Raw genomic sequence first — 25,116 nt, forward strand, 5'->3', positions numbered from 1 at the left:
TTTATATCGAAGTTTTACAAAACTGACAAATTATAATTTCATTGAATTATTTTGACTTAAAAAATCAATTTTAAATTTTTATAACATTCTAGAAAATACTACTCAGTTTTATAACATTTCAAAAAATATAAATAAATAAAATTTAAGTTTAACAATCAATCTCAAACGTTTGAAATCTCGGAAAAAGCAAAAAATCATTAAAAAATAAACAATATATCCTTTAAAAAATCGTTATTTCATAATTATATGCGTGCATAGTATTTTTTATGATAGTTATCATATTTTTATTTATACTTTAGCATGAAATTTATCGGATAATAACGGGCAAAAATGAAAATAAAAATTATTGGTATTGGGAGTTATATTCCTAATTTAGAAGTAAAAAACACAGATTTTGACAAACATGTTTTTTTAAATGAGGACGGAACTCCTTTTGGTTATCCGAATGAAGTTGTAATTAAAAAATTTAAAGGTATTACGGGAATTCAAAACCGCCGTTATGCCGAACCTCAATATACTGCATCTGATTTAGCATTTTTCGCAGCTCAAAAGGCTATTGCAAATGCCGGAATCGATGCTGAAACTTTAGATTATATCATTTTCGCTCACAACTTTGGCGATGTAAAAACCGCAACTCATCAAACTGATATTCTGCCAAGTTTAGCAACACGTGTAAAAAACAAATTAGGAATCAAAAACCCTAAATGTGTGGCTTACGATATTCTTTTTGGATGTCCGGGCTGGATTGAAGGCGTGCTTCAGGCAAATGCTTTCATTAAATCCGGAATGGCTAAAAGAGTAATGGTAATTGGAGCTGAAACTTTATCAAGAGTTGTTGATGATCATGACCGCGATTCGATGATTTATTCTGATGGAGCCGGAGTTTCTATTTTAGAAGCATCAACAGATGAAGCAGGATTATTATCTTACGAAAGCGCTACTTATGCCAATGATGAAGCTAATTATCTTTTCTTTGGAAAATCATATAATCCAGATTTAGATCCGGATATCAAATACATCAAAATGTATGGACGTAAAATTTACGAATTTGCTTTGAGCAATGTTCCGTGCGCTATGAAAAGCTGTTTAGATAAAAGCGGTATTGCCATTGACGAAGTAAAGAAGATCTTAATCCATCAGGCAAACGAAAAAATGGACGAAGCAATTATCGAGCGTTTCTACAAACTTTACGATAAAACACCGCCAAAAGACATCATGCCAATGAGTATACATGATCTGGGAAACAGCAGTGTTGCAACTGTTCCAACCTTATTCGATTTAATTTTACAAGGAAAAATTGAAAACCAGGAAATCAACAAAGGCGATGTTATTATTTTTGCTTCAGTAGGAGCCGGAATGAATATTAATGCTTTTGTTTACCGATACTAGTCGCAGTTTACAGTCACAGTATTCAGTTTCTTAGACTGAATACTGTGACTGAGACTGAAAACTTAAAAAAGTCCGCATCTTATAGTGCGGACTTTTTTAGTATATTTGCGACCTAATTAAAATCAAGAACGAGAGCTTGTTTCGTTCCTCGCAATAACTATGTACGAAAAAACGTTTCCGAATAAAAGATTCAAACTTACCTTAGAGTTTTTACAAAAGCACGTTAACACATCAGAAACCATTTTTGATTTTGGCGTACCGAATCCATTTTCTAAAATAATGGAAGAAAACGGATATACAGTTAAAAACACAAAAGGCGAAGATTTAGATAACGATCATACTGCTTTGCAAACAGAAGAATATACTGTTTTTACAGCATTTGAAATTTTCGAACATTTACTAAATCCATACACAATTTTAGAAAACGTAAAATGCGACAAATTGTTAATTTCAATTCCGCTGCGTTTATGGTTCTCACCTGCTTATCGATCTAAAACTGATATGTGGGACAGACATTACCACGAATTTGAAGACTGGCAATTGGACTGGCTTTTAGAAAAAACAGGATGGAAAATAACAGACCGTCTTCAATTTACACATCCGGTAAAAAAACTTGGAATCAGACCTTTATTACGATATTTTACTCCAAGATATTATATTGTTGCAGCTGAAAAAGTTAAGAACTAAGATTGCAGATTAACGGTTTTTGATTTTTGATTTTTAGATGACTTTCACAGAATCTAAAGTCTAAAGTCTAAAATCTAAAATTCTTAAAATGAAATATTACATCGTCATTCCCGCTCATAACGAACAAGATTTAATTGGCCTGACTTTACAATCTCTGGTTACTCAAACTGTTCTGCCTGCAAAAGTTGTAGTTGTAAACGACAATTCGACAGATAAAACGGAAGAAGTTGTATTAAGTTTTGCAAAAGATAATCCGTATATTTCTGTTGTAAACAAAACTTCAGATGCGATTCATTTACCGGGAAGCAAAGTAATACAAGCTTTCCAGAAAGGTTTTGAAACTCTGGGTTCTGATTACGATATTATTGTAAAAATAGACGGCGACTTAATTTTCCCGCCAAACTATTTTGAAACTATAATCAAACATTTCGAATCTGATCCAAAAATTGGAATGGCCGGCGGATTCTGCTATATTGATAAAAACGGCGAATGGGTTTTAGAAAACCTTACGGATAAAGACCATATTCGCGGAGCTTTAAAAGCGTACCGAAAAGAGACTTTCCAGCAAATTGAAGGTTTACGACCAGCAATGGGCTGGGACACTGTAGATGAATTACTTTGTAAATATTACGATTGGAAAATTGTTACCGATGAATCTTTACATGTAAAACATCTAAAACCAACTGGTGCAAATTACAACAAAACTGCCCGCTACAAACAAGGCGAAGCTTTTTATACTTTAGGTTATGGTTTTTGGATTACTGCAATTGCTTCGGCAAAACTGGCAATGATGAAGAAAAAGCCGTTTCTCTTTTTAGATTATATCAAAGGTTTTTTGAAGGCCAAAAAAGCAAAAACTCCTTTATTAGTTACCCCTGAACAAGCTAAATTTATTAGAAATTATCGTTTAAAAAAGATGAAAGAAAAGCTTTTTTAATCTTAAAAAAAATTAAAAAACTGCAAACTGAAACGGTAAACTGTAAACTAATCCTTAATTTAGCCAATATTTAAAACTTATGATGCTAATTCGTTATTTATCCCAAATAGGAAAATATTTTTTAATGCTGAAGGAAATTTTCAATAAACAGACCAAATGGCCTGTTATGAAAAATTTAATTTTCAAAGAAATTGATGATTTGATTATTGATTCACTTGGAATTGTCTGCTTTATATCATTTTTTATTGGAGGAGTTGTTGCCATTCAAACGGCATTAAATTTAACCAATCCCTTAATTCCAAAATATCTTATTGGTTTTGCTACACGTCAATCTGTAGTTTTAGAGTTTGCCCCTACTTTTATTTCGGTAATTATGGCCGGAAAAATGGGGTCTTACATCACTTCAAGTATCGGAACGATGCGTGTTACAGAACAAATTGATGCGTTAGAAGTTATGGGAGTTAACTCAGTAAACTACCTTGTTTTCCCAAAAATTATAGCTTTATTAATGTACCCTTTTGTTATTGGGATTAGTATGTTTTTAGGAATTTTTGGAGGATGGCTTGCTTGTGCTTACGGAGGATTTTCAACCGGAGCAGATTTTATTATGGGAGCCCAGAAAGATTTCATACCATTTCATATTACGTATGCCTTTATAAAGACTTTAATCTTCGCCATGTTATTGGCAACAATTCCGTCTTTTCATGGATATTACATGAAAGGTGGTGCATTAGAAGTTGGTAAGGCTAGTACAACGTCATTTGTATGGACATCTGTTACTATCATCCTTTTAAATTATATATTAACTCAATTATTACTAGGATAATGATAGAAGTAAAAAATATAGAAAAATCATTTGGTGACAGTAAAGTTTTAAAAGGCGTTTCGACGGTATTTGAAACTGGAAAAACCAACTTGATTATTGGACAAAGTGGATCTGGAAAAACAGTTTTATTAAAAACACTTTTAGGAATTCACACACCTGACTCAGGAACAATTGAATTTGACGGAAGAGTTTATTCTGATTTAGATAAAGACGAAAAACGTGAATTAAGAACCGAAATCGGGATGGTATTTCAAGGTTCTGCATTATTTGACTCGATGACAGTTGAAGAAAATGTGGCTTTCCCGTTAAAAATGTTCACCAAAAACAACAAAGCACAAATTCAGGAACGTGTTGATTTTGTTTTAGAAAGAGTAAATCTGATAGATGCTCATAAAAAATTACCTTCTGAAATTTCCGGAGGTATGCAAAAACGTGTTGCGATTGCGCGTGCTATTGTAAACAATCCGAAATATTTGTTTTGTGATGAACCAAACTCAGGTCTGGACCCGAATACTTCAACTTTGATTGATAATCTGATTCAGGAAATCACGAAAGAATACAATATTACTACCGTAATTAATACTCACGACATGAACTCTGTGATGGAAATTGGTGAAAATATTGTTTTCTTAAAAAAAGGATTAAAAGCCTGGCAGGGAACTAAAGAAGAAATCTTTAAAACCGACAATAAAGATATTGTTAAGTTTGTATACTCTTCTAACCTGTTCAAGAAAGTACGTGAAGCATATTTAAGAGGACTATAAACTTTTAAAATTTACAATACATAAAATCCCAAATTCCAAGTTGTTTAAATTGGAATTTGGGATTTCTTTTTTTGGATATATTTATGAATTGATTTTTCTAATCCATCAATTCAACTTCGGCATTTGGATTAAAAAGATATGTTTTTCCAGAGCTTATTTCAATGCATTCAAAACGTTTGGTACGAACTGCTAGTTTCTTGAATACTTTTCCGTTTTTGATCCTAAAAACGCTTCCAAACGGGATTTCAAAAACATAACTTTTGTCGTTGTCTGTATCAAATTGCTTTAATGCCAAAGATAAAGTTGTATCTGTATCACTGCTCGCCGACGGATTCTTAAAATGTCTTGCTAATAAAGGTAATATCTGACTCGGAAATATCTCTGGCCGAATAAACGGAACCATTAATCTTTGAAAAGTAAATTTCCATTCATTTCCGTGTGGTTTTATATTTCGACCGAATTTTTCAAAAGCAACCAAATGTGCAATTTCATGAATCAGCGTAATCATAAACCTGTATTTATTCAAACTTGCATTAACCGTAATTTCATGTTTACCGCTAGGTCCACGCCTGTAATCTCCATGACGTGTCTGACGTTCGTTTACGATCTTCAAATGCACCTGATTGGCTACAATCAAATCAAAAACAGGCTTTACAGCATGCTCGGGAATATATTTTGCTAATGTATCGCTCAAAATAATTATAAATTATGAGTTATAAGTTATGAGTTTTTTCTTTGTGGTTATGATTATACTTTTTATGATTTTTAGTGCTTCCTCGCATTGTTTATGCATTGACTCAAATTCAGTATTAGTAATATAATTCGTTGCAATTAATATTTCTAACCAATACATTGATTCATCACATTCTTTCTGAGCGATTGACAATTTATGAATAAAATCAGGTTTACTTTGTGCATTGACAGCTTCTCTAAAATTTGCACCAACTGAAGTAATTGAACGTAAAAATTGTTTACTCATTACAAATTCTTTTCTCTCTGCAACCAGCCATTTATAAAAATTAACTCCTCTTACGGCTAACTCAAAACTTTTAGTTTTTACAATACTCTCACTTATAATTCATAACTCACAATTCATAACTATTTACGGATTTGTCGATGAAACTTCTAATACTTTTCCGTTAAAATATTTATTTCCGTTAAGAGTAAAATCATAAATATATGCGGCCATTCCTTCAGCAGAAATTGGCGCCTGATATCCTGGAAAAGCTTCATTAAGCATTTCTGTCTGAACCGAGCCCAAAGCCAGAACATTAAATGAAATACCTTGCTCTTTATATTCTTCTGCCAATAATTCGGTTAAAGTAATCACAGCACCTTTACTTGAACTGTATGCCGCTAATCCGGCAAACTTAAGACTGCCGCGTACACCGCCAATCGAACTAATCGTTACAACGTGGCTTCCTTTTTGTAAATAAGGCAGACAGATTCTGGTAAGATTAGCTACAGCAAAAACATTTACTTTATAAATACTTTCAAAATCGGCTTGGGTTGTTTCAGCAAAAGGTTTTAAAAGTAAGGTTCCGGCATTATGAACTAACGCATCTACTTTTTTCCAGCTTGAAGAAAGAAATTTTTCTACTTCCTCCAAAGCGGTTTCATCTGCCAGATCAATTGCCAGGCAGGTTACATTTTGATGTTCTAAAAGTGATTTTGGAGTTTTTCTTGAAATCGCTAAAACCTGATTTCCGGCGTTGGCAAACTGCAAAGCCAATTCGTAGCCAATACCTCTACTCGTTCCGGTAACAATAATATTTTTCATGAAGCAAAAATAAGGAAAACCAAAATAAAGAACTGTTATTTATTCATTACAATTTCCTGAGTCGGCGAAGTACTTATTTTGGTTACAGCCGGAAGTAACTCCTGAATAAAGTTAGTAATATGCGGAATATCCATTACTTTAAATTCATCTGAAACATGGTGATAAAAATCAAAATTTTCAAAATCGAAAGTACTCAAAGACTGACATGGCTTTTTAAAAACATCATAAAACGAATAATTATCAGATCTGTAAAACAATTTGTATTCGGCTTCTTTTGGTAAAAATCCGATTGTCTTTTTTCCTGTATATTCATTTATTTTTTCGGCCATATTCGATTTATCAAAACCAGTAATATAAGCCAGATAATCACGTTTCATAGGAACGCCTATCATTTCGATATTCAGCTGTGTATATAAATTAAAATTTTGTGCTTTGAGTTTCTGAACCATGCTTTTAGAACCCAGAAGTCCTTTTTCTTCTCCGGCAAAAAACACAAAAAGAATGCTTCGTTTATTCGATTTGGTTTTGCTGAAATATTTCGCCATCTGCGCTACAGCTGTAACTCCGGATGCATCATCATTTGCACCGTTGTAAATTTGATCTGGCTGCTGTTTCTTTTCAATTCCAATATGATCATAATGTGCGCTTAAAACTACATATTCATTTTTAAGAACCGGATCTGTTCCCTCTAAAACTCCAACAATATTAAAAGCCGGAAGTTTAAAATTGGTTAAAGTATCGCGATAAGTTTTAAAATAAGGTTTGACATTGTTCTTTTTAAAAAAATCTTCTAAAAAAACAGCTGCTTTTTCGATTCCTTTTGTTCCCGTGTCACGACCTTCTAATTCATCCGAAGAAAGGTATTTTAAAAAATCTGACACTTCAGACTCTTCTACTTTATAACTAATCTCAACAGGTTTTGCTTCTGTTTTTGATTCTTTTTCATTTACAGTTGAAGTTCCTGATTTACAAGCTAAAAAAACAAACGGAAGTAAAAAGTATAGTTTTTTCATGGTATTTTGCGGTTAGTTTATTAATGGGTTGAAAGTATTATTTTACTTGAAACTATAAACTTATGAAAAGTAATAGAATATTCATAAAAAAACCCTTTCAAACTAAAAAGCTGAAAGGGTTTAAAATATATTTTAAAGAGAATTTATCCTGCGATAACGGCTCTTGAAATTACAATTTTCTGGATTTCTGAAGTTCCTTCATAAATCTGAGTAATTTTTGCATCACGCATTAAACGCTCAACATGGTATTCTTTTACATAACCGTTTCCTCCATGAATTTGAACTGCTTCAACCGCAGTATCCATTGCAACCTGAGAAGCGAATAATTTTGCCATTGCACCGCTCACGTCATAATTTTTATGATTGTCTTTATCCCAAGCCGCTTTCATACATAAGTGACGTGCTGCTTCGATATTAACCGCCATATCTGCCAATTTAAAAGCAATTGCCTGATGGTTGCAGATTTCAGTTCCAAAAGCTTTACGCTCTTTAGAATATTTTAGTGCCAGTTCATAAGCTCCGGAAGCAATTCCTAAAGCCTGAGATGCAATACCAATTCTACCGCCTGCTAAAGTTTTCATTGCAAATTTAAACCCAAAACCATCTTCGCCGATTCTGTTTTCTTTTGGAACTTTAACATCCGTAAACATTAAAGAGTGCGTATCAGAACCGCGGATTCCCATTTTTTGCTCTTTTGGACCAACAGAAAAACCAGGCATATCTTTAGTCATAATCAACGCATTGATTCCTTTATGTTTTAATTCAGGATGCGTTTGTGCAATTACTAAATATACAGAAGCTGTGTTTCCGTTAGTAATCCAGTTTTTAGTTCCGTTTACCAAATAATGATCGCCCATATCAATCGCAGTTGTTTTTTGCGAAGTAGCATCACTTCCCGCCTCTGGCTCGCTCAAACAAAAAGCCCCATGAATTTGACCCGAAGCCAATCCCGGTAAATATTTTTGTTTTTGTTCTTCAGTTCCAAATTCCTGTAATCCCCAGCAGACTAAAGAATTATTTACCGACATTACTACAGAAGCCGAAGCATCAATTTTAGAAATTTCTTCCATAGCAATTACATAAGAAATTGCATCAAGTCCGCTTCCGCCGTATTTTGGATCAACCATCATTCCCATGAATCCAAGTTCTCCCATTTTTTTAACTTGTTCAGTTGGAAAAATTTGTTTTTCGTCGCGTTCAATAACTCCTGGCAATAATTCATTTTGAGCAAAATCTCTTGCAGCTTGCTGAATCATTAAATGTTCTTCGGTAAGATTAAAATCCATAGTTTTTATTTTATTGTTTTTCTAAACCAAATTGAAAATTCAGTTTATGTGGTTTTTTATTATTTGTTTTTTTGAAATGTCTTTTTATAAAAAAGGCTTTCAAAGATAATTTTTAAATGCGTAATTTACAATGCATGCATATAAATTTAATAGATCAGCAGCGATAACGATAACGTTTTCGTAAATATTCACTATTTATAATACAGAAGCAATAATCCTGCAGCGAATTTTCTAAAACTCAGCATCAAAAAAATTAAAAAATTATGCAAAAAAAATTCTTTTTCTAAGACAATTCTTATCAGTAAAAGATTAAACAATTCATAAAGCGGGCAAATCTACGCAAAACAAGTCTTACTAATTTGATTATTAAAGCAATAGAACAAAAAAATTCAAAAAACAAAAGAAAAAAACTTGCTCAACATATCAATAAAATTGATAAATTAACATTATTTTTGACCAAAAATTAAATAATTGACAGAGTATGAGAAAGATTTTACTAGTACTTACACTCCTTTTAAGTCTACAGTTTTCTGAAGTTTCTGCACAAACTCACTTAGAAGTAAATGGTGTTACCGTTCCACGAAAAATTGAATTTCAAGGCAAAACTTTACAACTTAACGGTGCTGGCGGAAGATCAAAAATGTGGTTAGAAGTTTATGTTCAGGCATTGTACTTATCGCAGTTAAGTCAGGATCCGCAATTTATTATCGACAGCGATACAGAGATGGCTATTCGCATTGAAATTACTTCATCAATGGTATCATCAAATAAATTAACAAAAGCGATGAATACCGGTTTTGAGAAATCGGCAGGAAGTAATCTTGAAGAATTACGACCTAGAATCGAGCAGTTAAAAAGTTATTTAAGCGATGCTATCACAGAAAAAGATGTATTTGTTTTAGCATACAACCCCCTTGATCAAAATGTTTACGTTTCTAAAAACGAAATTCTGAAAGGAAAAATTCAGGGATTTGATTTCAAAAAAGCATTATTCGGAATCTGGCTTTCTGACAAACCAGTAGACGAAACTTTGAAAAAACATTTATTAGGACAATAATTCTTAATTTTTTAAATATTCAAAAAGCCGAAAACCAAATAGTTTTCGGCTTTTCTTTTTTGTTTTATAAATTTGATGCAAAATACATTATTCGCATTATTCTATTTTATACATTTACGCAAAATAAACATATCACAACAAAATGAAAGATTTATTACAACAATTTGAAAACAAAGCACCTGAAATTGTTTTCAATTGGAAAGATTCAGAAACAGAAGCCGAAGGGTGGACTGTTATTAATTCACTTCGCGGAGGAGCTGCGGGTGGAGGAACAAGAATGAGAAAAGGCTTAGACATGAACGAAGTTTTGTCATTGGCAAAAACTATGGAAGTTAAATTCTCAGTTTCTGGTCCCGCAATTGGAGGAGCTAAATCTGGAATTAATTTTGACCCAAACGATCCTCGCAAAAAAGGTGTTTTGCAGCGTTGGTACAAAGCCGTTTCTCCTTTATTAAAAAGTTATTACGGAACCGGAGGAGATTTAAATGTTGATGAAATCCACGAAGTAATTCCAATGACCGAAGAATGTGGTGTATGGCATCCGCAGGAAGGTGTTTTTAACGGACACTTTAAACCTACCGAAGCTGATAAAATAAACAGAATTGGTCAATTGCGTCAAGGTGTTATTAAGGTAATTGAAAACCCTAAATTCTCTCCAGATGTAACTAGAAAATATACAGTTGCCGACATGATTACTGGTTTTGGTGTTGCAGAAGCAGTTCGTCATTTTTACGCAACTTACGGCGGTGACATTAAAGGTAAAAAAGCAATCGTACAAGGTTTTGGAAACGTAGGTTCTGCTGCTGCTTTTTATTTAGCAGAAATGGGAGCAAAAGTTATCGGAATTATTGATCGCGACGGCGGATTGATTAAAGAAGATGGTTTTTCTTTTGAAGAAATCAGAACTTTGTTTTTAAATAAAGACGGTAACAAATTAGTTGCTGAAAATATGATCCCGTTTGAAGAAATCAATTCTAAAATCTGGACTATTGGTGCTGAGATTTTCACGCCTTGTGCTGCATCAAGATTAGTAACTCAGGGACAAATCGATAATTTAATTGCAAACGGATTAGAAGTAATCTCTTGTGGTGCAAATGTTCCTTTTGCTGACAAAGAAATTTTCTTTGGTTCTATTATGGAAGAAGTAGACCGCAAAGTGAGCTTGATTCCGGATTTTATTTCAAACTGCGGAATGGCAAGAGTTTTTGCTTATTTCATGGAGAAAAAAGTTCAAATGACAGATGAGGCTATTTTTAATGATACTTCAGAAACTATAAAAAATGCGATTGTAAAAGCTCATGCTTTAAGTTCGTCTAAAACAAATATCAGCGCAACTGCTTTTGAAATTGCGTTGAAACAATTAGTATAATCTTATTATATACTTTATTCTAAACGAGCCGCATTATTGTTGGCTCGTTTTTTTTATCTAAGTTTAACCGCAAGGGACGCAAAGATTTGCGCAAAGAACGCTAGTTTATTTGTCGTAAAGTCGCGAAGTCGCAAAGAAACTAAAAAATGAAAAACTTTGCGACTTCGTGACTTTGCGAGATTTAAAAACAAACTGCTTTGCGAACCTTGCGTAAACCTTTGCTCCCGATAGCCATCGGGATTGCGGTTAAATTCTCTCTTTCATTCTAAACAATTTTTAGTACTTTTAAACGTTTTTAATAATACAATTTCAAAATTCAGAATTACAATGAGTTTCACCATTTCTTCAGATAAAAAGAAATCATTACTATTCACTACTGCAATATATGCGGTAATTATACTATTGTTGTTTTTTATCCGTTTTTGGCCTCCTTATAATCCAGAGAACAACTCTGCACTTGCAGAAGGCGGCGGCGGCGGCGGTGTAACGGTAAATTTTGGTGACAGCGATGTAGGTTCTGGAGCAAATTATAAAAGCGAAGTTCTGGATGTAAAAAACAACGCCAAACAAGCTCCGGCAAAAGCAACGCCGGATGAATCTATTCTTTCTCAGGAAAATGCCGAGACAGATGAAACAGATGTTGTTATTCCAACAAAAGAAAAACCTAAAAAAAATACGCCTGTTGTAAAACCAGAAACTAAAGTAGTTCCTGAAAAACCAAAAGTTTCAAATTCTACAAACGACGCATTGGCAAGTATCATGAAAGGATCAAACAAAGGCGGAGACGGCGACGATAAAGCAGCGGGAAATAAAGGTAAATCAAACGGAAGTTTAGGTTCAAGCGGTTATTACGGATCTGGAGGTTCTGGCGGAGGAACCGGAGGCGGTAACGGAACCGGAAATGGTATTGGAACAGGAAGTGGTTACGGAGCCGGAAGCGGCGGTGGTTCTGGAGGCGGATCTGGATATTCTTTAGGAAACAGAAAAGCATTATCTAAACCAGCACCTAAATACACTTGTAACGAAGAAGGAAAAGTAGTAGTTGAAGTTACAGTTGATCAAAACGGAAAAACCATAAGCGCGACTCCAGGAATAAAAGGAACTACCAATACAGCAAGCTGTTTACTAGAACAGGCAAAAATTGCCGCAATGAATACTAAATGGCAGTCTGACGATAATGCACCTGTAAAACAAGTTGGAAAGATTATTTATAATTTCAGCTTAAATTAAAATACGAATTACATAGATTTTCACGAATCTGTTTCTCATAAAAAAAGGCTTTCAGAAATTCTGAAAGCCTTTTTTTATGTCATTGCGAGGAACGAAGCAATCACACGGCTGTAAGTAATACAAAGATATACCTTAGTGAGATTGCTTCGTTCCTCGCAATGACTAGAGATTATGTATGTTTTTTTACTTCGGACTTGTAGCAATTACAAACTTCAAGTTGTTCTTCACTCCTATCTGCAATACATCAACTAAGTCTTGCACCTGCAGATTAAACGGAATTCTAACTACGACAGTCTGTGTTTTATCTGCTCCTATTTTGTTCATTAAAGTAGTTTCCAATTCTTCAAAAGGAACGGGCTGTTTGTCGATGTAAAACTGCTTGTCTTCTGTAACTGATAAACTAATTAATTGTTTATTCGTTTTTTCATTTGATTTCGCTTTTGGAAGCGTCATCTTAATAACATTCGGATTTGCCAGTGTTGAGATAATAAGGAAAAACAACAACAGGAAAAACATAATGTCACTCAAAGATGAAGTCGCAACCTCAGCGTGAAATCTTCTTTTTCTCTTAATTGACATACCTTATGATCTTTGAATTATGTTTACAAATTCTAATATCTGTTTCTGGATTTTTAAAGCAAAATCATCAATTTTTCCGTTCAGTAAGTGGTAAGCGCTATACGCAATAATACCCACGATAAGTCCTGAACCAGAGCTAATCATTTTTTCGTATAAACCACCAGAGATATTTCCGATACTAATATTCTCTGTAACTGAGATACTATAGAAAATTTTAATTACCCCAGAAATTGTTCCAATAAAACCAAGCGTTGGTGCAATACCAGCGATAAGTCCTAAGTGGCCTAAACGTCTTTCCATTTCTCCAATTTCAATATCAGCAGCGCGGTCCATGTTAGATTCGATTTCGGCAATTGGTCTTCCAATTACTAAAACACCTTCTTTTAGAATATTTCCAACAGCCGTATCGTTTCTTTCTACAATTGTTCTGGCTAATTCAATATTTCCGGCATGTAATTTATCACCCACATCCTGCATTAATCTAGAATCGATTCTTGACGCTTTTTGAATATATAAGTAACGCTCAAAAATTACGTAAATCGTATAAAATAATAAAAGTGCGATTGGTATTAAGAAAAAACCTCCTTTTAAGATAAAGCCTAAAACAGAGATTTCGGTTTCTGGTGCAATTTTTTCGATCACTACGTTTGATGCGTTTGCGAGAGTATCAGCTTGTAATTGAATGTAGCTAAACATATTTTAATTCTGGTTTTTAATAATTAATTCTAAAAAATATTTCAATTTTGCAATAAAGATAATTTTCATTGTAATATTAAACTAAAAAAACTGAAAATTATTTCAATTACACACTATTTTATCCAAATAAAATGAACTATCAGGAAACAACAAACTGGATGTTTAATCAATTACCAATGTATCAGCTTCAGGGTGCTTCGGCATACAAAGAAGACCTGACTAACATCAAGTTACTGGCAGAGCATCTTGGCAATCCGGAAAAGAAATTACAAACGATTCACGTTGCGGGAACGAACGGAAAAGGATCAACATCGCACATGCTGGCTTCGGTTTTGCAGGAAGCGGGTTATAAAGTAGGTTTGTATACGTCGCCGCACCTAAAAGATTTCAGAGAAAGAATCAAAATAAACGGTCAGGAAATCACCGAAGATTTTGTGTGTGAATTTATCGCAAAACACAAAGATTTCTTTGAAGCCAATGATATGAGTTTCTTCGAAATGTCGGTTGGTTTGGCATTTGATTATTTTGCAGCAGAAAAAACAGATATTGCGATAATTGAAGTTGGTTTGGGCGGAAGACTCGACGCAACGAATATTATTACGCCTTTGGTTTCTGTAATTACCAATATTGGTTTAGACCACACGCAGTTTTTAGGAAATACGCTTGAAGCGATTGCAGGCGAAAAAGCCGGAATTATTAAACCAAATGTTCCGGTTGTAATCGGCGAATATACTCCGGAAACACAGCCTGTATTTTTGGCTAAAGCCGAAGCAAACAAAGCGCCTATCTATTTTGCTTCAGATTTAATTTCAGAAGTTTTTCCATCAGACTTAATTGGCGATTATCAGTTTCATAATAAAAAGACGGTTCAGCAGACTATAAAAATTGTAAACGAAACTACTGATTTCAAAATTTCTGATGAAAACCTGAAATCAGGATTATTGAATACGGTTAAAAATACAGGGTTGCAGGGAAGATGGCAGCAATTGGGTGAAAACCCAAAAATTGTATGCGATACGGCGCACAACAAACACGGATTATCGGTGGTAATGAATCAGCTTCGAAATGAGAAATATGAAAAATTGCATATTGTTTTGGGTGTTGTAAACGATAAAGATTTAGATTCTATTTTACCGCTTTTCCCTAAAGAGGCGCAATATTATTTTTGCAGTCCAAATTCATCTCGTGGTTTGCCGACTGAAGTATTACAAAACGCAGCAAAAAACTTCGGTTTAATTGGAGAAAAATACGATTCAGTTGAAAGCGCTTTCGCGAAAGCCAAGCAAAATGCCTCAAAAAATGATTTTATTTACGTTGGCGGAAGCACTTTTGTTGTTGCCGAATTGCCATTGTCTTAAGTAAAGACCAACCTCAGCAAAAAAATAGAAAAAAATCTATTTTTTAACAAATTCATAAACAACGAAATAGAACTTATTTTAAAAAAAGTTTTATTTTTTATTCGAATTTCTTTGCAGAACTCAAAAACTAGCGTATATTTGCACTCGCAATCACAAACGATAGCAACCTAGTAAAATAGGGCGATTAGCTCAGCTGGTTCAGAGCACCTCGTTTACACCGAGGGGGTCGGGGGTTCGAACCCCTCATCGCCCACCAAGAAACTCCTTAAGAAATTAAGGAGTTTTTTTTATGCCTTTACTTTCTTCTACACCTTTCTTTAATTCAAATAAACTCAAGTAATGTCATTTCGAGGAACGAGAAATCACACTCGGGAATCGACAAAGATTGGTGGAATTTCTATTGCGATTTCTCCTTTCAGTCGAAATGACAAACCTTTATCTAAAATTTAAATTATAAACGTTCTATAGCGCGAATTTGCAATTCGTACCTGCAAAGATTATTTGTTTTTAATGATCGACATATTGTCTAACCGTTTTTAATCGTATTTTAGTTTAGCCCAAGTGCTCCTTTTCAAAAGCAAGGAGTTTCTTGAGATACAAAATATTAAAACGATATTCTAAGAACACTACAAAAACAATGGACAGATATAAAGAAACATTTGAAACCTGGAACAAGATTGCTTCACTATACCAAGACAAGTTTATGGACTTAGATTTGTATAATGACACTTATGATTTTATATGCAGTTCAATTGATACAATAAATCCAAAAATTTTGGAAATAGGCTGTGGACCTGGAAATATTACAAAGTATCTATTATCAAAACGACCAGACTTTGATATTTTCGGGATTGATATTGCGCCAAATATGATAGAACTTGCGAGTAAGAGCAACCCAAAAGCAAGTTTTGCTGTAATGGACAGCAGGCAAATTGACGAAATTAAAACAAAATACGACGGAATAGTTTGTGGTTTTTGTCTGCCCTATTTGTCGCCGTCAGACAGTCGAAAACTAATTAGCAACTGTTACAATCTATTGAATGAAAATGGACTGATTTACATGAGCTTTGTAGAAGGCGACCCAAATAAATCTGACTTTCAAGCAGGAAGCAGCGGCGACAGGATATACTTCTATTTCTACACTTTAGATGACTTAAAAACTCAATTTTTTGAAAATAAATTTGAAGAAATCCAAACATTCAAAGTAGAATATAGGAAATCAGAAACCGAAGTTGACATTCATACAATATTAACTGCAAGAAAAAGGCACAATATCACTTTATAAAATTCTTATGAGAATCGGCTAATATTGTGCGATTTCTCACTTCATTCGGAATAACAAAGATTGTGTAATTTCTAAAAAAACCAAAATCATTTGCATATTGTTGTCGTGTATACTATATTTGTGACAACAATTTAATTTTAAGAAAATGAAAGAACTTACATTTGCATCACTACAAGTAAAAAATTTAGAAGCATCAAAAGACTTTTACGAAAAGAAATTAGGGTTTGAAGTTGGAAATACTAATCCGCAGGCTTGTATTTTTAAATACGACGAAGGAAAAGCAAGTTTTGCTATTCGTACTCCACTTGAACCTTTAGAAGATCGAGAATTAGGAATTGGCGTAGCACTTTGGTTTGCTGTTAACGAAAATGTAGACGAACTAAAAGAGAAATACATCGAAAACGGAATAACAACGGCGGGACCAATTATAGATACTCCGTTTGGAAGAGCTTTTCATGTAAAAGATCTCGACGGTTATAAACTTACTTTTTTAGAGACAAAATAAAAGTAAACAATCCGTAATTTGGTTCTGATGGCTATCTTTGAAACCAATAAACTTGATTTTTAATATTGACACAAATGCTTCAACATTATTATGGCTAAGGAAATTAATTTTCATTTTAAAAGTCCAAAAGACAGTCCCGGATATTTACTTGGACAGCTAACCATGCTTTGGCAGCGCAAACTAAAAAAAGTTTTAGATCCGCTGGATTTAACGCAGACTCAATTTGTGCTGCTTGCTGCTTTGGGCTGGCTTTCAAAAAAAAGCGATTCTGTAACACAAATTGATATTGCGAACCAGAGTAATGCCGACAGAATGATGGTTTCAAAAGTATTGCGAACGCTTGAAGAAAAAGGTTTTATTACAAGACACGAACATGAAACTGATACAAGAGCAAAAACCATTCGATTAACGAATACAGGCGAAACAATTTTACAAAAAGGTCTTATTGAAGTAGAAAACGCCGATCTTGATTTCTTTTCTTCTTTAGATGAAAATCTTCCGCTGTTTAATTCTAATATGGCAAATCTTATTGACAGAAATAAGACAGAGTAAAAGTGTTTCGGTTTAAAAATACTTATCAGAAAAATTGTATTTTTGTTTACCGCTCCCAAAGAACAACTGTAACATACATTTAAAATCTGTTTTTTACAGTTCCGGTTTATTACACTTAATTATTATCTTTGAATTATGAGCACACTATCAAGACCAAAACACATTGGAAGAAACATAAGCCGTATTCGTGAACTTCGTGATATGAAGCAGGAAGCTTTGGCACAAGCTTTAGGCACGAGCCAGCAAACAATTTCTGCTATTGAAAACAGCGAAACTATAGACGACGCAAAACTTGAAGAAGTTGCAAAAGCACTTGGCGTTACTCCTGAAGGTATTAAAAATTACAGCGACGAAAACATACTAAGCATCATTAATAATACATTTAATAGTCACGACAGTTCAACATTAAATGCAGTCAATTTTCAACCTACTTTTAATCCGCTTGATAAAGTTGTAGAACTTTATCAAGAAAAAGAAAAACTTTATGAACGTTTGATCCAGACAGAAAAAGATAAAGTTGAATATCTTGAAAAAATAGTAAAAGGAAAATAACCTTTTAAAGCATAAAAAAACTCCATTATTTCTAATGGAGTTTTTTTATGCTATCAACATTCATCATTCTGTAGTTTCTCACAAACTTTCTCAAGAAGTGACCTAGTCTGTTTAAAATATTTTATTTTATTATCGATCTCTTTAATCTTAGCCTTAAAAAGCTCAAGTGTTTCTGGTTTAGAATCTGTACTTTCGAACCAGGCTGTCAATATTTTTTTAATTTCTGCTAAGGTAAAGCCTACTTCTTTTGCTTCTATAATAATTTCGAGGCGTTCAATCACATTATCGTTATAATGTTTGTAATTATTGGATTTGACCTTTTCATTCGTAAATCCTTCAATCATTCCTAAGTTTTCATAGTATCTGATAGTATGGATTGACAATCCAGTTCTTTTTGATAATTCGTTTATAAGCATAGCCTTCTTTTTTAATAAAAAACAATAAAGTATAGAGTATAGTCTATACTTTATTGTTGCAAATATACCAGCTTTTTATCTTATCTAATATGTTTTTATTTAACTCTTATTAAATCCAAATCCTGAAAGTCAAAACTAAAATCAATGTTTGGAGAAATGCCTTTCATTTTAATAGATTGAGCTTTGCCGTTTTCATCCAGAGAAAACATGGCTAATGCATCGCAATTCATAGCTTGATATTCCCATTTTACAGCAAATGTATTCGCATTATAAAAAGCCATCGGACCGTTTAATTTAGGCGAACGATAGGATTTAAACCATAATTGTTTGTTCTTTTCAAATACTTCAATTTCGCCAAACCATTTGTCTGCATAAACACCTATAAAGTCTTCGTTTTTTATTTTTACATTTTTTGACAGCTTAACTTTTTCCCAGACTTTTTTGGTTACATCGTCACCCGTATTTCTATCCTCTTTCATCCATTCTACTAATTTATCAGTCCAGCCAAAATCGTCTAAACCTAAATAACTGTCTGAAATCGTATTTGAAACTGCTGAAAAAAGTCCTGCTCCGCCATTTTCGGTATTGGTTAAAACTACAATCCCTAAATTGAGATCCGGATACATGGTTACAATAGAAAGCATTCCCGGCAGACCTCCGGTATGCGATACTTTTAAATTTCCTTTTTCATCTGATACTTGCCAGCCCAAACCATAGCCGTTAAAATGAAAATTATATCTTGAGTTTTCATCTGATTCCTGAACCGTGTGGATTCTCCACATTTCTTTATGGTTTTTTAAAGAAAAAAGTGTTGTTTTTGGGTCTTCTCCATATTGGCCTTTATTCAAACGAACAATCATCCATTTTGCCATATCTGAAGCATTAGAAAATATACCGCCCGCAGCCGCATTCATTTGATCTCCAAAACCGTCAATTGTTTTTATCGTTCCAGATTCAGATGAATGTGAAACCGCAAAATTAGATTTGTCTTTTATCAAACGGCTTCCCACAAACGTATTATTCATTTGCAAAGGAGTAATGATTCTTTTTTGCACAAATTCTTCGTAACTCATACCGCTTACCCTTGCAATTACTTCTCCTGCTACGATATAAAGCAAATTATCATAATCAAATTTGGTTCTAAAAGCCGAAACGGGTTTAAAATACTGAAAACTCGTCAAGACATCTTTAATGGTAAAATTAGAACCATCGGGAAAAAACATCAAATCACCCACTCCTAAACCTAGTCCGCTGCGATGAGTCAATAAATCCTGTATGTTGAAATTTTCGGTTACATAATCGTTATACATTTTAAACTCCGGAAGATAATCTCTTACTTTATCGGTCCATTTTATTTTTCCTTCATCTTCTAAAATAGAAAGCGCTGCCGTGGTAAATGCTTTACTGTTTGAGGCAATTTGAAAATTAGTATTTTCATTTACTGCTTTTTTTGTTTCTACAGAACCAACTCCATATCCTTTTAAGTGAATTATTTTTCCATCTTTAACAACAGCAATTGATGCGCCTGCCACTTTAAACTTTGTCAGGGCAGATTCCATCAAAACATCAATTTGCTGCGATGTTAATTGAGCAAATGCCGTTGCAGATGAAAAACAAATGCAGATCACTGAAACTAAAAAACTATTTACTTTTTTCATTTTATGGTTTTAATAAGAGATTCAATTGTAGATTCTTTTTGATTTATTACAATTAACTGGCTTTTGTCGTCCAGCAGAATTTTTTCTGCAAACTCCTTGTCAGCTTTAAACTGCCATTTTTTTAATTCCATAAATTTACTTTTTATCAGTTTTAGCTTTTGAGAATTGTTTTTAGAAATGATGATCACTTTTGTTAATGGTGTTTCCTGCATTTTCTCAATACTGGTTTCTGTTATTTGATCTTCGTATTGTGTTCTGGAACGATAACGAAACATTTTATTTATGACATCAAAATCTTTTTCGTTTTCAGAAATCACATATCTATAAGTCATGATATTATCCAGTTCATTGATCCAATTTGGAAAATTTACTTCATAAGCCTGAATATAATTATCAATGAAATTTTTATCCATTGGCTTTTTCTCATCAATATATTCTTTAACTAATGGATAAATCTGCTTGGCCATAAGATTTATATACTTTTTGTTGTACCAATCGTAAGTATCCATTTTTCCGTCTAACTGCCCATAAACATAGCCATTGCCTAAAGCCGTTGCCAAAACTTCATTCATTAATTGATAAGCATAATTACTGCATTTCGATTTATTTTCTTTAAAATAAGTATCGATTTGAGTTTTTACTTCCAGCGATTGTTCATCATAAATAATATGATAGGTTTCGTGAAGCATTACGCTGAATAAATCTTTATAGGATTTTAGATCTGTTTGTATCGCGCTGATAAAATTGTTACAAAACGCCTGCGCTGTAAAACCTTTAGAATTTGGGAGCGGATAAAAAGCAATTTCAAACGGAATTGCATTATCCCAGCTTGAGTTATAAAATACCAATCCTGTATTAAAGTAGTTCTCTATCTGATGTTCATTGGAATATTTTGTAATTTCTTCCAATTGTTTTTCAAACTTTTCTTTATTCGGATTATAAATCAGTTCATTGTAAATTGGCGTAAATTCTGAAATACTTTCTGCCAAATCAATCAAGGTTTTATTTGGAATAATCCCAACAGAACGAATTTTAAAACTTCCTAAATTTCCAGTCTCGATTAGATTTTTTTTGAGGATATCTTCTGTCTGCATTGTTTTCTTTGAACCATACGGAAACTCTTCAAACCTATAACTGTAGTCAATTCTTAGTTGTTCGAATTTTGAAATTACGTTTTTGTATTTATCCGTATTGTATTTTGATTTCTGAAATTCGGTTTTAAAAACATTATCAGGATAATTTTCAGAGAGATTCTGCAAGAAAACAAAAACCGCTAATTGTTCAGAATATTTAATTTTAAAAGTTGTTTTTTGCCCAAATGCAAAAATTGTCAAAAATAAGAATGCAAGTAAAAATCTGTTCTTCATCCTGTTTATACGGCTGTTAAAATGGTGATTTATTTGTTTTTGGTTGTTATTTCTACTTTTCTTATCTCATAAAAAAAGTATTTATCTTGCTAATATATAAGAAATATCTTTATTAAAACTAAACTCAAAAACCTTATCCTTCAACCAAACAAATCTCAAAAACCGTTTTTTCATTCTCGGTTTTAAAAGAAATATAACCACCGTGCGCTTCTATGATGTTTTTGGAAAGTGTTAAACCAATTCCGGCGCCTTCATTTCGGGTGGTAAAAAAAGGCAGGAAAATTTTATTTTCAATTTCTTTTTCTATTCCATTTCCGTTATCGGTTATTTTAATGAAGATTCTGTTTTCTTTGGCTTCCGCCGAAATTAAAATCTGTTTCTTGCTGGTATTTTTTAAGGCGTTTATCGAGTTTGTCAAAAGGTTAATGATGACTTGTTCAGTTTGCTGCGCATCAACATTTATCAGGCGTTTTAAAGAGATTAAATTCTCTACTTCAATGCCGTCTTTTTTAAACAACGGATTCATGATTTGAAGACAATTATCAATCAAATCCTTTAATTCTGTTTTTTCTTTTTTAGGAGAAGGAAGCATCGCCAGTTTTCGATAACCTTCGACAAATTTCTGTAAATGGTCACTTCGCCTTAACATGGTTTCGACACTGTTTTTAATATCTTCCAGATCTTCTGCCGAAAGTGAATCCTGTTCTACCAAATCCTGCAGGTTTTGGCAAATAGAACGAATGGGCGTTATAGAATTTAAAAGCTCATGCGAAATTACTTTCATCAAATTTACCCAGGCATCCTTTTCTTTTTTCTCGACAACATTCTGGATCGAATCTAACAAAACGATATAATAATCGCGTTCAAAAATCTCGGTTCTTGAAGCCTGCAAAACAAAAGTCTGGTTATTTTGTTCGTTGATGCTGATTTCTACAGATGTTTTTATTTCATGAAAATCATCAACTTCAATAATTTCACAAAGTGATGGCAGCTGATTTTTAAGATATTTCCATTTTGAAACTTTGGGCACATTAAAATGAGAAGAAAAATAATCGTTCATCAAAAATATATCCCAATCATTATCGTGTTTTTGTAAAATGATAATTCCGGTTTCGATGTTGTTTAAAATAGAACGGTAAATAATATCTTTTGAAATTTGTTCGTTCTGCCTGTTCTTCAAAGTATCGTACAATTGAAACAAGTCATTGTAATTACTATTCTCTTTATGCTTTTTAAAATCTGATGAAAAATCATCCTGAAGTATCGAAGCAATAGTTTTATTGTAAATTAAAACAAAATTTCGAACATAAAAATACATTTCGCGAATGAGAAGAAAAACAATAAAAAAGCCAAATATGCCCGTAAAAAACAAATTGATTTTAAAGAAATAAATCGAAATTTCGATCGCTGCAATAATAGCCAGTAATCGAAAAAAAAGCAGTTTATAGGTTTGCAGCGTTTTAAACATACTAATTAATATTGATATTATATTTCTCTAAACGTCGGTACAACGAACCTCTTGACAAACCCAGCTCTTCGGCAGTTTTACTGATATTGTTATTGTGTTTAAGCAGTGCTTTTTCGATCGCCGCTTTTTCTACAGTCGAAAGCTGAATATCGTCCGGGTTTTCATCATAAGGCGTTATGATTTCTAAATCCAGATCTGAAACGGTGATTTTATTGTTTTCGCAAAGAATAACGGCGCGTTCAATTTTATTTTCCATTTCGCGGATATTTCCGTTCCAGGCATGATTTTCAATTTGTTCTAATACCTTTTTGTCAAAAGTAATTTCACCTCTTCCGTATTTATCCCTCATTTTTTCCAGAAGATATTCTGCCAGCGGAATTTTATCTTCGTTTCTCTCTCTTAACGGAGGCAAAACTATTTCCATTGTATTGATTCGGTAATACAAATCTTCTCTAAAATTTTTATCGGCAACTTCCAGTTTCAAATTCAAATTGGTCGCCGTAATAATTCGCACATTTAAAGGTCTTGCTTTTGTTTCTCCTAATCTGGTTACGGTTTTGGTTTGAATAACCTGTAATAATTTTGACTGCAAATGCAATGGCACGTTTCCTATTTCATCTAAAAAAATAGTGCCGTTCTGCGCCATTTCAAAACGTCCCGGTGTATCTATTTTGGCATCGGTAAAAGCGCCTTTAGCATAACCAAACAATTCGCTTTCGAAAATATTCGAATTCAAAGAACCCAAATCGACGGCAATAAACGGATTGTTTTTTCTTTCGGACTGACTGTAAATATGATGCGCCAAAACAAATTTCCCAGTTCCGTTTTCTCCCAAAATCAAAACATTTGCATCGGTTTTGGCAACTTTATCGGCAAGTGAATAGGCTTTTTTTATAATTTCAGAAGTTCCAACAAAAAAGTCGTTTTCGTTTTCAATCTCTTTGTTCTTTTTTTGTTCTTTACGGGATTTGTCTACCGCCTGCTTTACAGATTCTAATAGTTTTTTGTTTTCCCAGGGCTTTAAGATATAATCAAAAGCGCCCGCTTTTAATCCTTCAACTGCGGTTTCTACTTTTCCAAAAGCTGTCATTAAAATTACAACTGTTTTTGGCGAAAGCGTTTTTATTTCTTTTAATAAATAGAGTCCTTCCCTTCCATCTTCAAAACCTATCCTGTAATTCATGTCGAGCAAAACAACATCAATGCTGTTTTGAGATAGTAATTCGACTATTTTTTTCGGATTATTTAAGGTATGAATGTTCTCAAAATACTTTTTCAGATATACTTTTGAGGCAAAAAGAATATCTTCCTGATCGTCGATGATTAAAATTGAAGCGTTTGTTTTTTTCATTATTGTTCAGTTTTGGACAAAAAGTGTCCAATTATGGACATTGTGATTTTTTTTGAAAAAATAAAATTTTAAAAATTAAGCAGTTACAAGATTTAATTTCTTGGCACGAAAATCACATTTCTACTCGTAAATCATTAATTATTAAAGTCTTTCAGAGGTAAAAATAACAAAATAAATATCTATCAGCCGTATTATTAATTATCTTAATTTTCCGACTGTGTTTCTTTTACTTCTGAAGATCAAAAAACGAACATCAATCAAATTTTAAAAAATCAATTATGATTACCATCAAAAATCTTTCAAAAATTTTTAGAACAGAAGAAGTAGAAACAAAAGCTTTAAGTGAAGTTTCATTAACCATAAACGAAGGCGATTTTGTATCGATAATGGGGCCGTCGGGAAGCGGGAAATCTACTTTATTAAACATTATAGGACTTTTAGACAGTGCTACTGACGGAAGTTATACCTTACTCGATCAGGAAATGGTTGGACTAAAAGAGAACCTGAAATCAAAAGCCAGAAAAAAGAATATCGGTTTTATATTTCAGAATTTTAATTTAATAGATGAATTATCTGTTTATGACAATATCGAATTGCCATTGCTTTACAATAAAATTCATGCTTTTGAAAGAAAGAAAAAAGTAGAAGATATTGCCAATATATTGGGCATTTCACATCGTTTGAAACATTTTCCGCAGCAGCTTTCAGGAGGTCAGCAGCAGCGTGTTGCGGTTGCAAGAGCTTTAATAAATAATCCTAAAATTATTCTGGCCGATGAGCCTACAGGAAATCTGGATAGTAAAAACGGAAATGAGGTAATGGAATTATTGACAGATCTTCATGCAAGCGGTTCTACAATTTTGATGGTTACGCATTCTGATTATGATGCTTCTTTTTCGCAGAGAACTATTTTAATGAAAGACGGCGTTATTCTTTCAGAGAAATTAAATCACAAAAATGTTGATGTTTTGGTAACTTCTAAAAATTAGGA

26 protein-coding genes and 1 tRNA gene are annotated in these 25,116 nt (G+C 33.2%); 15 read left to right on the forward strand and 12 right to left on the reverse strand.

What is annotated here, in order from left to right; translation table 11 throughout:
* Positions 1-330: 330 nt before the first annotated feature.
* From FJOH_RS02325 to FJOH_RS02345, 5 genes are all read left to right on the forward strand, one after another.
* Positions 331-1,389, forward strand: coding sequence for a 3-oxoacyl-ACP synthase III family protein (locus FJOH_RS02325; protein ID WP_012022538.1), 1,059 nt, complete (start codon positions 331-333; stop codon positions 1,387-1,389).
* A gap of 159 nt (positions 1,390-1,548) precedes the next feature.
* Complete coding sequence (locus FJOH_RS02330) at positions 1,549-2,076, forward strand: methyltransferase (protein ID WP_012022539.1); 528 nt, start codon at positions 1,549-1,551, stop codon at positions 2,074-2,076.
* A gap of 88 nt (positions 2,077-2,164) precedes the next feature.
* Positions 2,165-3,013 carry a glycosyltransferase family 2 protein gene (locus FJOH_RS02335; RefSeq protein ID WP_012022540.1) on the forward strand — a complete coding sequence of 283 codons (849 nt, stop codon included), beginning with the start codon at positions 2,165-2,167 and terminating at the stop codon, positions 3,011-3,013.
* A gap of 79 nt (positions 3,014-3,092) precedes the next feature.
* Positions 3,093-3,839: an MlaE family ABC transporter permease gene (locus FJOH_RS02340; RefSeq protein WP_012022541.1), complete on the forward strand. Its 747-nt coding sequence runs from the start codon at positions 3,093-3,095 to the stop codon at positions 3,837-3,839.
* Positions 3,839-4,603: an ABC transporter ATP-binding protein gene (locus tag FJOH_RS02345; protein ID WP_012022542.1), complete on the forward strand. Its 765-nt coding sequence runs from the start codon at positions 3,839-3,841 to the stop codon at positions 4,601-4,603. The genes FJOH_RS02340 and FJOH_RS02345 overlap by 1 nt, the downstream gene beginning before the upstream one ends.
* 97 nt (positions 4,604-4,700) lie before the next feature.
* Here FJOH_RS02345 and FJOH_RS02350 read toward each other — a convergent pair whose 3' ends face one another.
* The 5 genes from FJOH_RS02350 to FJOH_RS02370 all read right to left on the reverse strand — a co-directional run bounded on the left by FJOH_RS02350 (position 4,701) and on the right by FJOH_RS02370 (position 8,682).
* A complete protein-coding gene (locus FJOH_RS02350; RefSeq protein ID WP_012022543.1) occupies positions 4,701-5,297 on the reverse strand; it encodes a SprT-like domain-containing protein in 597 nt (198 codons plus the stop codon).
* A gap of 12 nt (positions 5,298-5,309) precedes the next feature.
* The gene (locus FJOH_RS02355; protein WP_316916982.1) at positions 5,310-5,681 is read right to left on the reverse strand and encodes a four helix bundle protein; all 372 of its coding nucleotides are present in this window, start codon (positions 5,679-5,681) and stop codon (positions 5,310-5,312) included.
* Between the two features lie 24 nt (positions 5,682-5,705).
* Entirely contained in the window at positions 5,706-6,383 is a 678-nt protein-coding gene (locus tag FJOH_RS02360) for an SDR family NAD(P)-dependent oxidoreductase (RefSeq protein WP_012022545.1), read from the reverse strand.
* 35 nt (positions 6,384-6,418) lie between these two features.
* Positions 6,419-7,396: a M20/M25/M40 family metallo-hydrolase gene (locus FJOH_RS02365; protein ID WP_012022546.1), complete on the reverse strand. Its 978-nt coding sequence runs from the start codon at positions 7,394-7,396 to the stop codon at positions 6,419-6,421.
* Between the two features lie 143 nt (positions 7,397-7,539).
* Positions 7,540-8,682 (reverse strand): acyl-CoA dehydrogenase, encoded by a 1,143-nt coding sequence (locus FJOH_RS02370; protein ID WP_012022547.1) that lies wholly within the window; start codon positions 8,680-8,682, stop codon positions 7,540-7,542.
* Between the two features lie 481 nt (positions 8,683-9,163).
* On the opposite strand from FJOH_RS02370, the gene FJOH_RS02375 reads away from it, so the two are divergent.
* The 3 genes from FJOH_RS02375 to FJOH_RS02385 all read left to right on the forward strand — a co-directional run bounded on the left by FJOH_RS02375 (position 9,164) and on the right by FJOH_RS02385 (position 12,338).
* A complete protein-coding gene (locus FJOH_RS02375) occupies positions 9,164-9,739 on the forward strand; it encodes a chalcone isomerase family protein (RefSeq protein ID WP_012022548.1) in 576 nt (191 codons plus the stop codon).
* 142 nt (positions 9,740-9,881) lie between these two features.
* Complete coding sequence (locus FJOH_RS02380) at positions 9,882-11,108, forward strand: Glu/Leu/Phe/Val dehydrogenase dimerization domain-containing protein (protein WP_012022549.1); 1,227 nt, start codon at positions 9,882-9,884, stop codon at positions 11,106-11,108.
* Between the two features lie 327 nt (positions 11,109-11,435).
* Entirely contained in the window at positions 11,436-12,338 is a 903-nt protein-coding gene (locus tag FJOH_RS02385) for a hypothetical protein (protein WP_012022550.1), read from the forward strand.
* Between the two features lie 183 nt (positions 12,339-12,521).
* Here FJOH_RS02385 and FJOH_RS02390 read toward each other — a convergent pair whose 3' ends face one another.
* Positions 12,522-12,917, reverse strand: a complete 396-nt coding sequence (locus FJOH_RS02390) for an ExbD/TolR family protein (RefSeq protein ID WP_044047417.1) — start codon at positions 12,915-12,917, stop codon at positions 12,522-12,524.
* Positions 12,918-12,920: 3 nt separating this feature from the next.
* A complete protein-coding gene (locus tag FJOH_RS02395) occupies positions 12,921-13,613 on the reverse strand; it encodes a MotA/TolQ/ExbB proton channel family protein (RefSeq protein WP_012022552.1) in 693 nt (230 codons plus the stop codon).
* A gap of 131 nt (positions 13,614-13,744) precedes the next feature.
* Here FJOH_RS02395 and FJOH_RS02400 point away from each other — a divergent pair, with 131 nt between their 5' ends.
* The 6 genes from FJOH_RS02400 (at position 13,745) to FJOH_RS02425 (ending at position 17,865) form a co-directional block, all read left to right on the forward strand.
* Complete coding sequence (locus FJOH_RS02400; protein WP_012022553.1) at positions 13,745-14,971, forward strand: bifunctional folylpolyglutamate synthase/dihydrofolate synthase; 1,227 nt, start codon at positions 13,745-13,747, stop codon at positions 14,969-14,971.
* Positions 14,972-15,149: 178 nt separating this feature from the next.
* Positions 15,150-15,227, forward strand: a tRNA-Val gene (locus tag FJOH_RS02405).
* Positions 15,228-15,608: 381 nt separating this feature from the next.
* Positions 15,609-16,256 carry a class I SAM-dependent methyltransferase gene (locus FJOH_RS02410; protein WP_012022554.1) on the forward strand — a complete coding sequence of 216 codons (648 nt, stop codon included), beginning with the start codon at positions 15,609-15,611 and terminating at the stop codon, positions 16,254-16,256.
* A 145-nt stretch (positions 16,257-16,401) separates the two neighbouring features.
* Complete coding sequence (locus FJOH_RS02415; RefSeq protein ID WP_012022555.1) at positions 16,402-16,761, forward strand: VOC family protein; 360 nt, start codon at positions 16,402-16,404, stop codon at positions 16,759-16,761.
* A 90-nt stretch (positions 16,762-16,851) separates the two neighbouring features.
* Positions 16,852-17,313: a MarR family winged helix-turn-helix transcriptional regulator gene (locus FJOH_RS02420; RefSeq protein ID WP_012022556.1), complete on the forward strand. Its 462-nt coding sequence runs from the start codon at positions 16,852-16,854 to the stop codon at positions 17,311-17,313.
* Between the two features lie 135 nt (positions 17,314-17,448).
* The gene (locus FJOH_RS02425; protein WP_012022557.1) at positions 17,449-17,865 is read left to right on the forward strand and encodes a helix-turn-helix domain-containing protein; all 417 of its coding nucleotides are present in this window, start codon (positions 17,449-17,451) and stop codon (positions 17,863-17,865) included.
* Between the two features lie 53 nt (positions 17,866-17,918).
* Here FJOH_RS02425 and FJOH_RS02430 read toward each other — a convergent pair whose 3' ends face one another.
* The 5 genes from FJOH_RS02430 to FJOH_RS02450 all read right to left on the reverse strand — a co-directional run bounded on the left by FJOH_RS02430 (position 17,919) and on the right by FJOH_RS02450 (position 24,125).
* Positions 17,919-18,281: a MerR family transcriptional regulator gene (locus FJOH_RS02430; protein WP_012022558.1), complete on the reverse strand. Its 363-nt coding sequence runs from the start codon at positions 18,279-18,281 to the stop codon at positions 17,919-17,921.
* Between the two features lie 95 nt (positions 18,282-18,376).
* On the reverse strand, positions 18,377-19,939 hold the full coding sequence (locus FJOH_RS02435) for a serine hydrolase (protein ID WP_012022559.1): 1,563 nt from the start codon (positions 19,937-19,939) through the stop codon (positions 18,377-18,379).
* Positions 19,936-21,306 carry a hypothetical protein gene (locus tag FJOH_RS02440; protein WP_012022560.1) on the reverse strand — a complete coding sequence of 457 codons (1,371 nt, stop codon included), beginning with the start codon at positions 21,304-21,306 and terminating at the stop codon, positions 19,936-19,938. The genes FJOH_RS02435 and FJOH_RS02440 overlap by 4 nt, the downstream gene beginning before the upstream one ends.
* Positions 21,307-21,439: 133 nt before the next feature.
* Positions 21,440-22,774 (reverse strand): sensor histidine kinase, encoded by a 1,335-nt coding sequence (locus FJOH_RS02445; RefSeq protein ID WP_012022561.1) that lies wholly within the window; start codon positions 22,772-22,774, stop codon positions 21,440-21,442.
* A 1-nt stretch (position 22,775) separates the two neighbouring features.
* Positions 22,776-24,125 (reverse strand): sigma-54-dependent transcriptional regulator, encoded by a 1,350-nt coding sequence (locus FJOH_RS02450; protein ID WP_012022562.1) that lies wholly within the window; start codon positions 24,123-24,125, stop codon positions 22,776-22,778.
* Positions 24,126-24,403: 278 nt separating this feature from the next.
* On the opposite strand from FJOH_RS02450, the gene FJOH_RS02455 reads away from it, so the two are divergent.
* Positions 24,404-25,114 (forward strand): ABC transporter ATP-binding protein, encoded by a 711-nt coding sequence (locus FJOH_RS02455; RefSeq protein WP_012022563.1) that lies wholly within the window; start codon positions 24,404-24,406, stop codon positions 25,112-25,114.
* Positions 25,115-25,116: the final 2 nt, after the last annotated feature.

It is taken from the genome of Flavobacterium johnsoniae UW101, assembly GCF_000016645.1.
GTDB classification, from domain to species: domain Bacteria; phylum Bacteroidota; class Bacteroidia; order Flavobacteriales; family Flavobacteriaceae; genus Flavobacterium; species Flavobacterium johnsoniae.

Excerpts from the sequence above, each read along its gene's own strand:
- FJOH_RS02335 (WP_012022540.1), top strand. The coding sequence starts at position 2,165 with ATGAAATATTACATCGTCATTCCCGCTCATAACGAACAAGATTTAATT.
- FJOH_RS02420 (WP_012022556.1), top strand. The coding sequence starts at position 16,852 with ATGGCTAAGGAAATTAATTTTCATTTTAAAAGTCCAAAAGACAGTCCC.
- FJOH_RS02360 (WP_012022545.1), bottom strand. The coding sequence starts at position 6,383 with ATGAAAAATATTATTGTTACCGGAACGAGTAGAGGTATTGGCTACGAA.
- FJOH_RS02415 (WP_012022555.1), top strand. The coding sequence starts at position 16,402 with ATGAAAGAACTTACATTTGCATCACTACAAGTAAAAAATTTAGAAGCA.
- FJOH_RS02430 (WP_012022558.1), bottom strand. The coding sequence starts at position 18,281 with ATGCTTATAAACGAATTATCAAAAAGAACTGGATTGTCAATCCATACT.
- FJOH_RS02365 (WP_012022546.1), bottom strand. The coding sequence starts at position 7,396 with ATGAAAAAACTATACTTTTTACTTCCGTTTGTTTTTTTAGCTTGTAAA.
- FJOH_RS02380 (WP_012022549.1), top strand. The coding sequence starts at position 9,882 with ATGAAAGATTTATTACAACAATTTGAAAACAAAGCACCTGAAATTGTT.
- FJOH_RS02375 (WP_012022548.1), top strand. The coding sequence starts at position 9,164 with ATGAGAAAGATTTTACTAGTACTTACACTCCTTTTAAGTCTACAGTTT.
- FJOH_RS02370 (WP_012022547.1), bottom strand. The coding sequence starts at position 8,682 with ATGGATTTTAATCTTACCGAAGAACATTTAATGATTCAGCAAGCTGCA.
- FJOH_RS02400 (WP_012022553.1), top strand. The coding sequence starts at position 13,745 with ATGAACTATCAGGAAACAACAAACTGGATGTTTAATCAATTACCAATG.
- FJOH_RS02395 (WP_012022552.1), bottom strand. The coding sequence starts at position 13,613 with ATGTTTAGCTACATTCAATTACAAGCTGATACTCTCGCAAACGCATCA.
- FJOH_RS02345 (WP_012022542.1), top strand. The coding sequence starts at position 3,839 with ATGATAGAAGTAAAAAATATAGAAAAATCATTTGGTGACAGTAAAGTT.
- FJOH_RS02425 (WP_012022557.1), top strand. The coding sequence starts at position 17,449 with ATGAGCACACTATCAAGACCAAAACACATTGGAAGAAACATAAGCCGT.
- FJOH_RS02325 (WP_012022538.1), top strand. The coding sequence starts at position 331 with ATGAAAATAAAAATTATTGGTATTGGGAGTTATATTCCTAATTTAGAA.
- FJOH_RS02385 (WP_012022550.1), top strand. The coding sequence starts at position 11,436 with ATGAGTTTCACCATTTCTTCAGATAAAAAGAAATCATTACTATTCACT.
- FJOH_RS02330 (WP_012022539.1), top strand. The coding sequence starts at position 1,549 with ATGTACGAAAAAACGTTTCCGAATAAAAGATTCAAACTTACCTTAGAG.
- FJOH_RS02410 (WP_012022554.1), top strand. The coding sequence starts at position 15,609 with ATGGACAGATATAAAGAAACATTTGAAACCTGGAACAAGATTGCTTCA.
- FJOH_RS02390 (WP_044047417.1), bottom strand. The coding sequence starts at position 12,917 with ATGTCAATTAAGAGAAAAAGAAGATTTCACGCTGAGGTTGCGACTTCA.
- FJOH_RS02455 (WP_012022563.1), top strand. The coding sequence starts at position 24,404 with ATGATTACCATCAAAAATCTTTCAAAAATTTTTAGAACAGAAGAAGTA.
- FJOH_RS02340 (WP_012022541.1), top strand. The coding sequence starts at position 3,093 with ATGATGCTAATTCGTTATTTATCCCAAATAGGAAAATATTTTTTAATG.
- FJOH_RS02440 (WP_012022560.1), bottom strand. The coding sequence starts at position 21,306 with ATGAAGAACAGATTTTTACTTGCATTCTTATTTTTGACAATTTTTGCA.
- FJOH_RS02450 (WP_012022562.1), bottom strand. The coding sequence starts at position 24,125 with ATGAAAAAAACAAACGCTTCAATTTTAATCATCGACGATCAGGAAGAT.
- FJOH_RS02445 (WP_012022561.1), bottom strand. The coding sequence starts at position 22,774 with ATGTTTAAAACGCTGCAAACCTATAAACTGCTTTTTTTTCGATTACTG.
- FJOH_RS02435 (WP_012022559.1), bottom strand. The coding sequence starts at position 19,939 with ATGAAAAAAGTAAATAGTTTTTTAGTTTCAGTGATCTGCATTTGTTTT.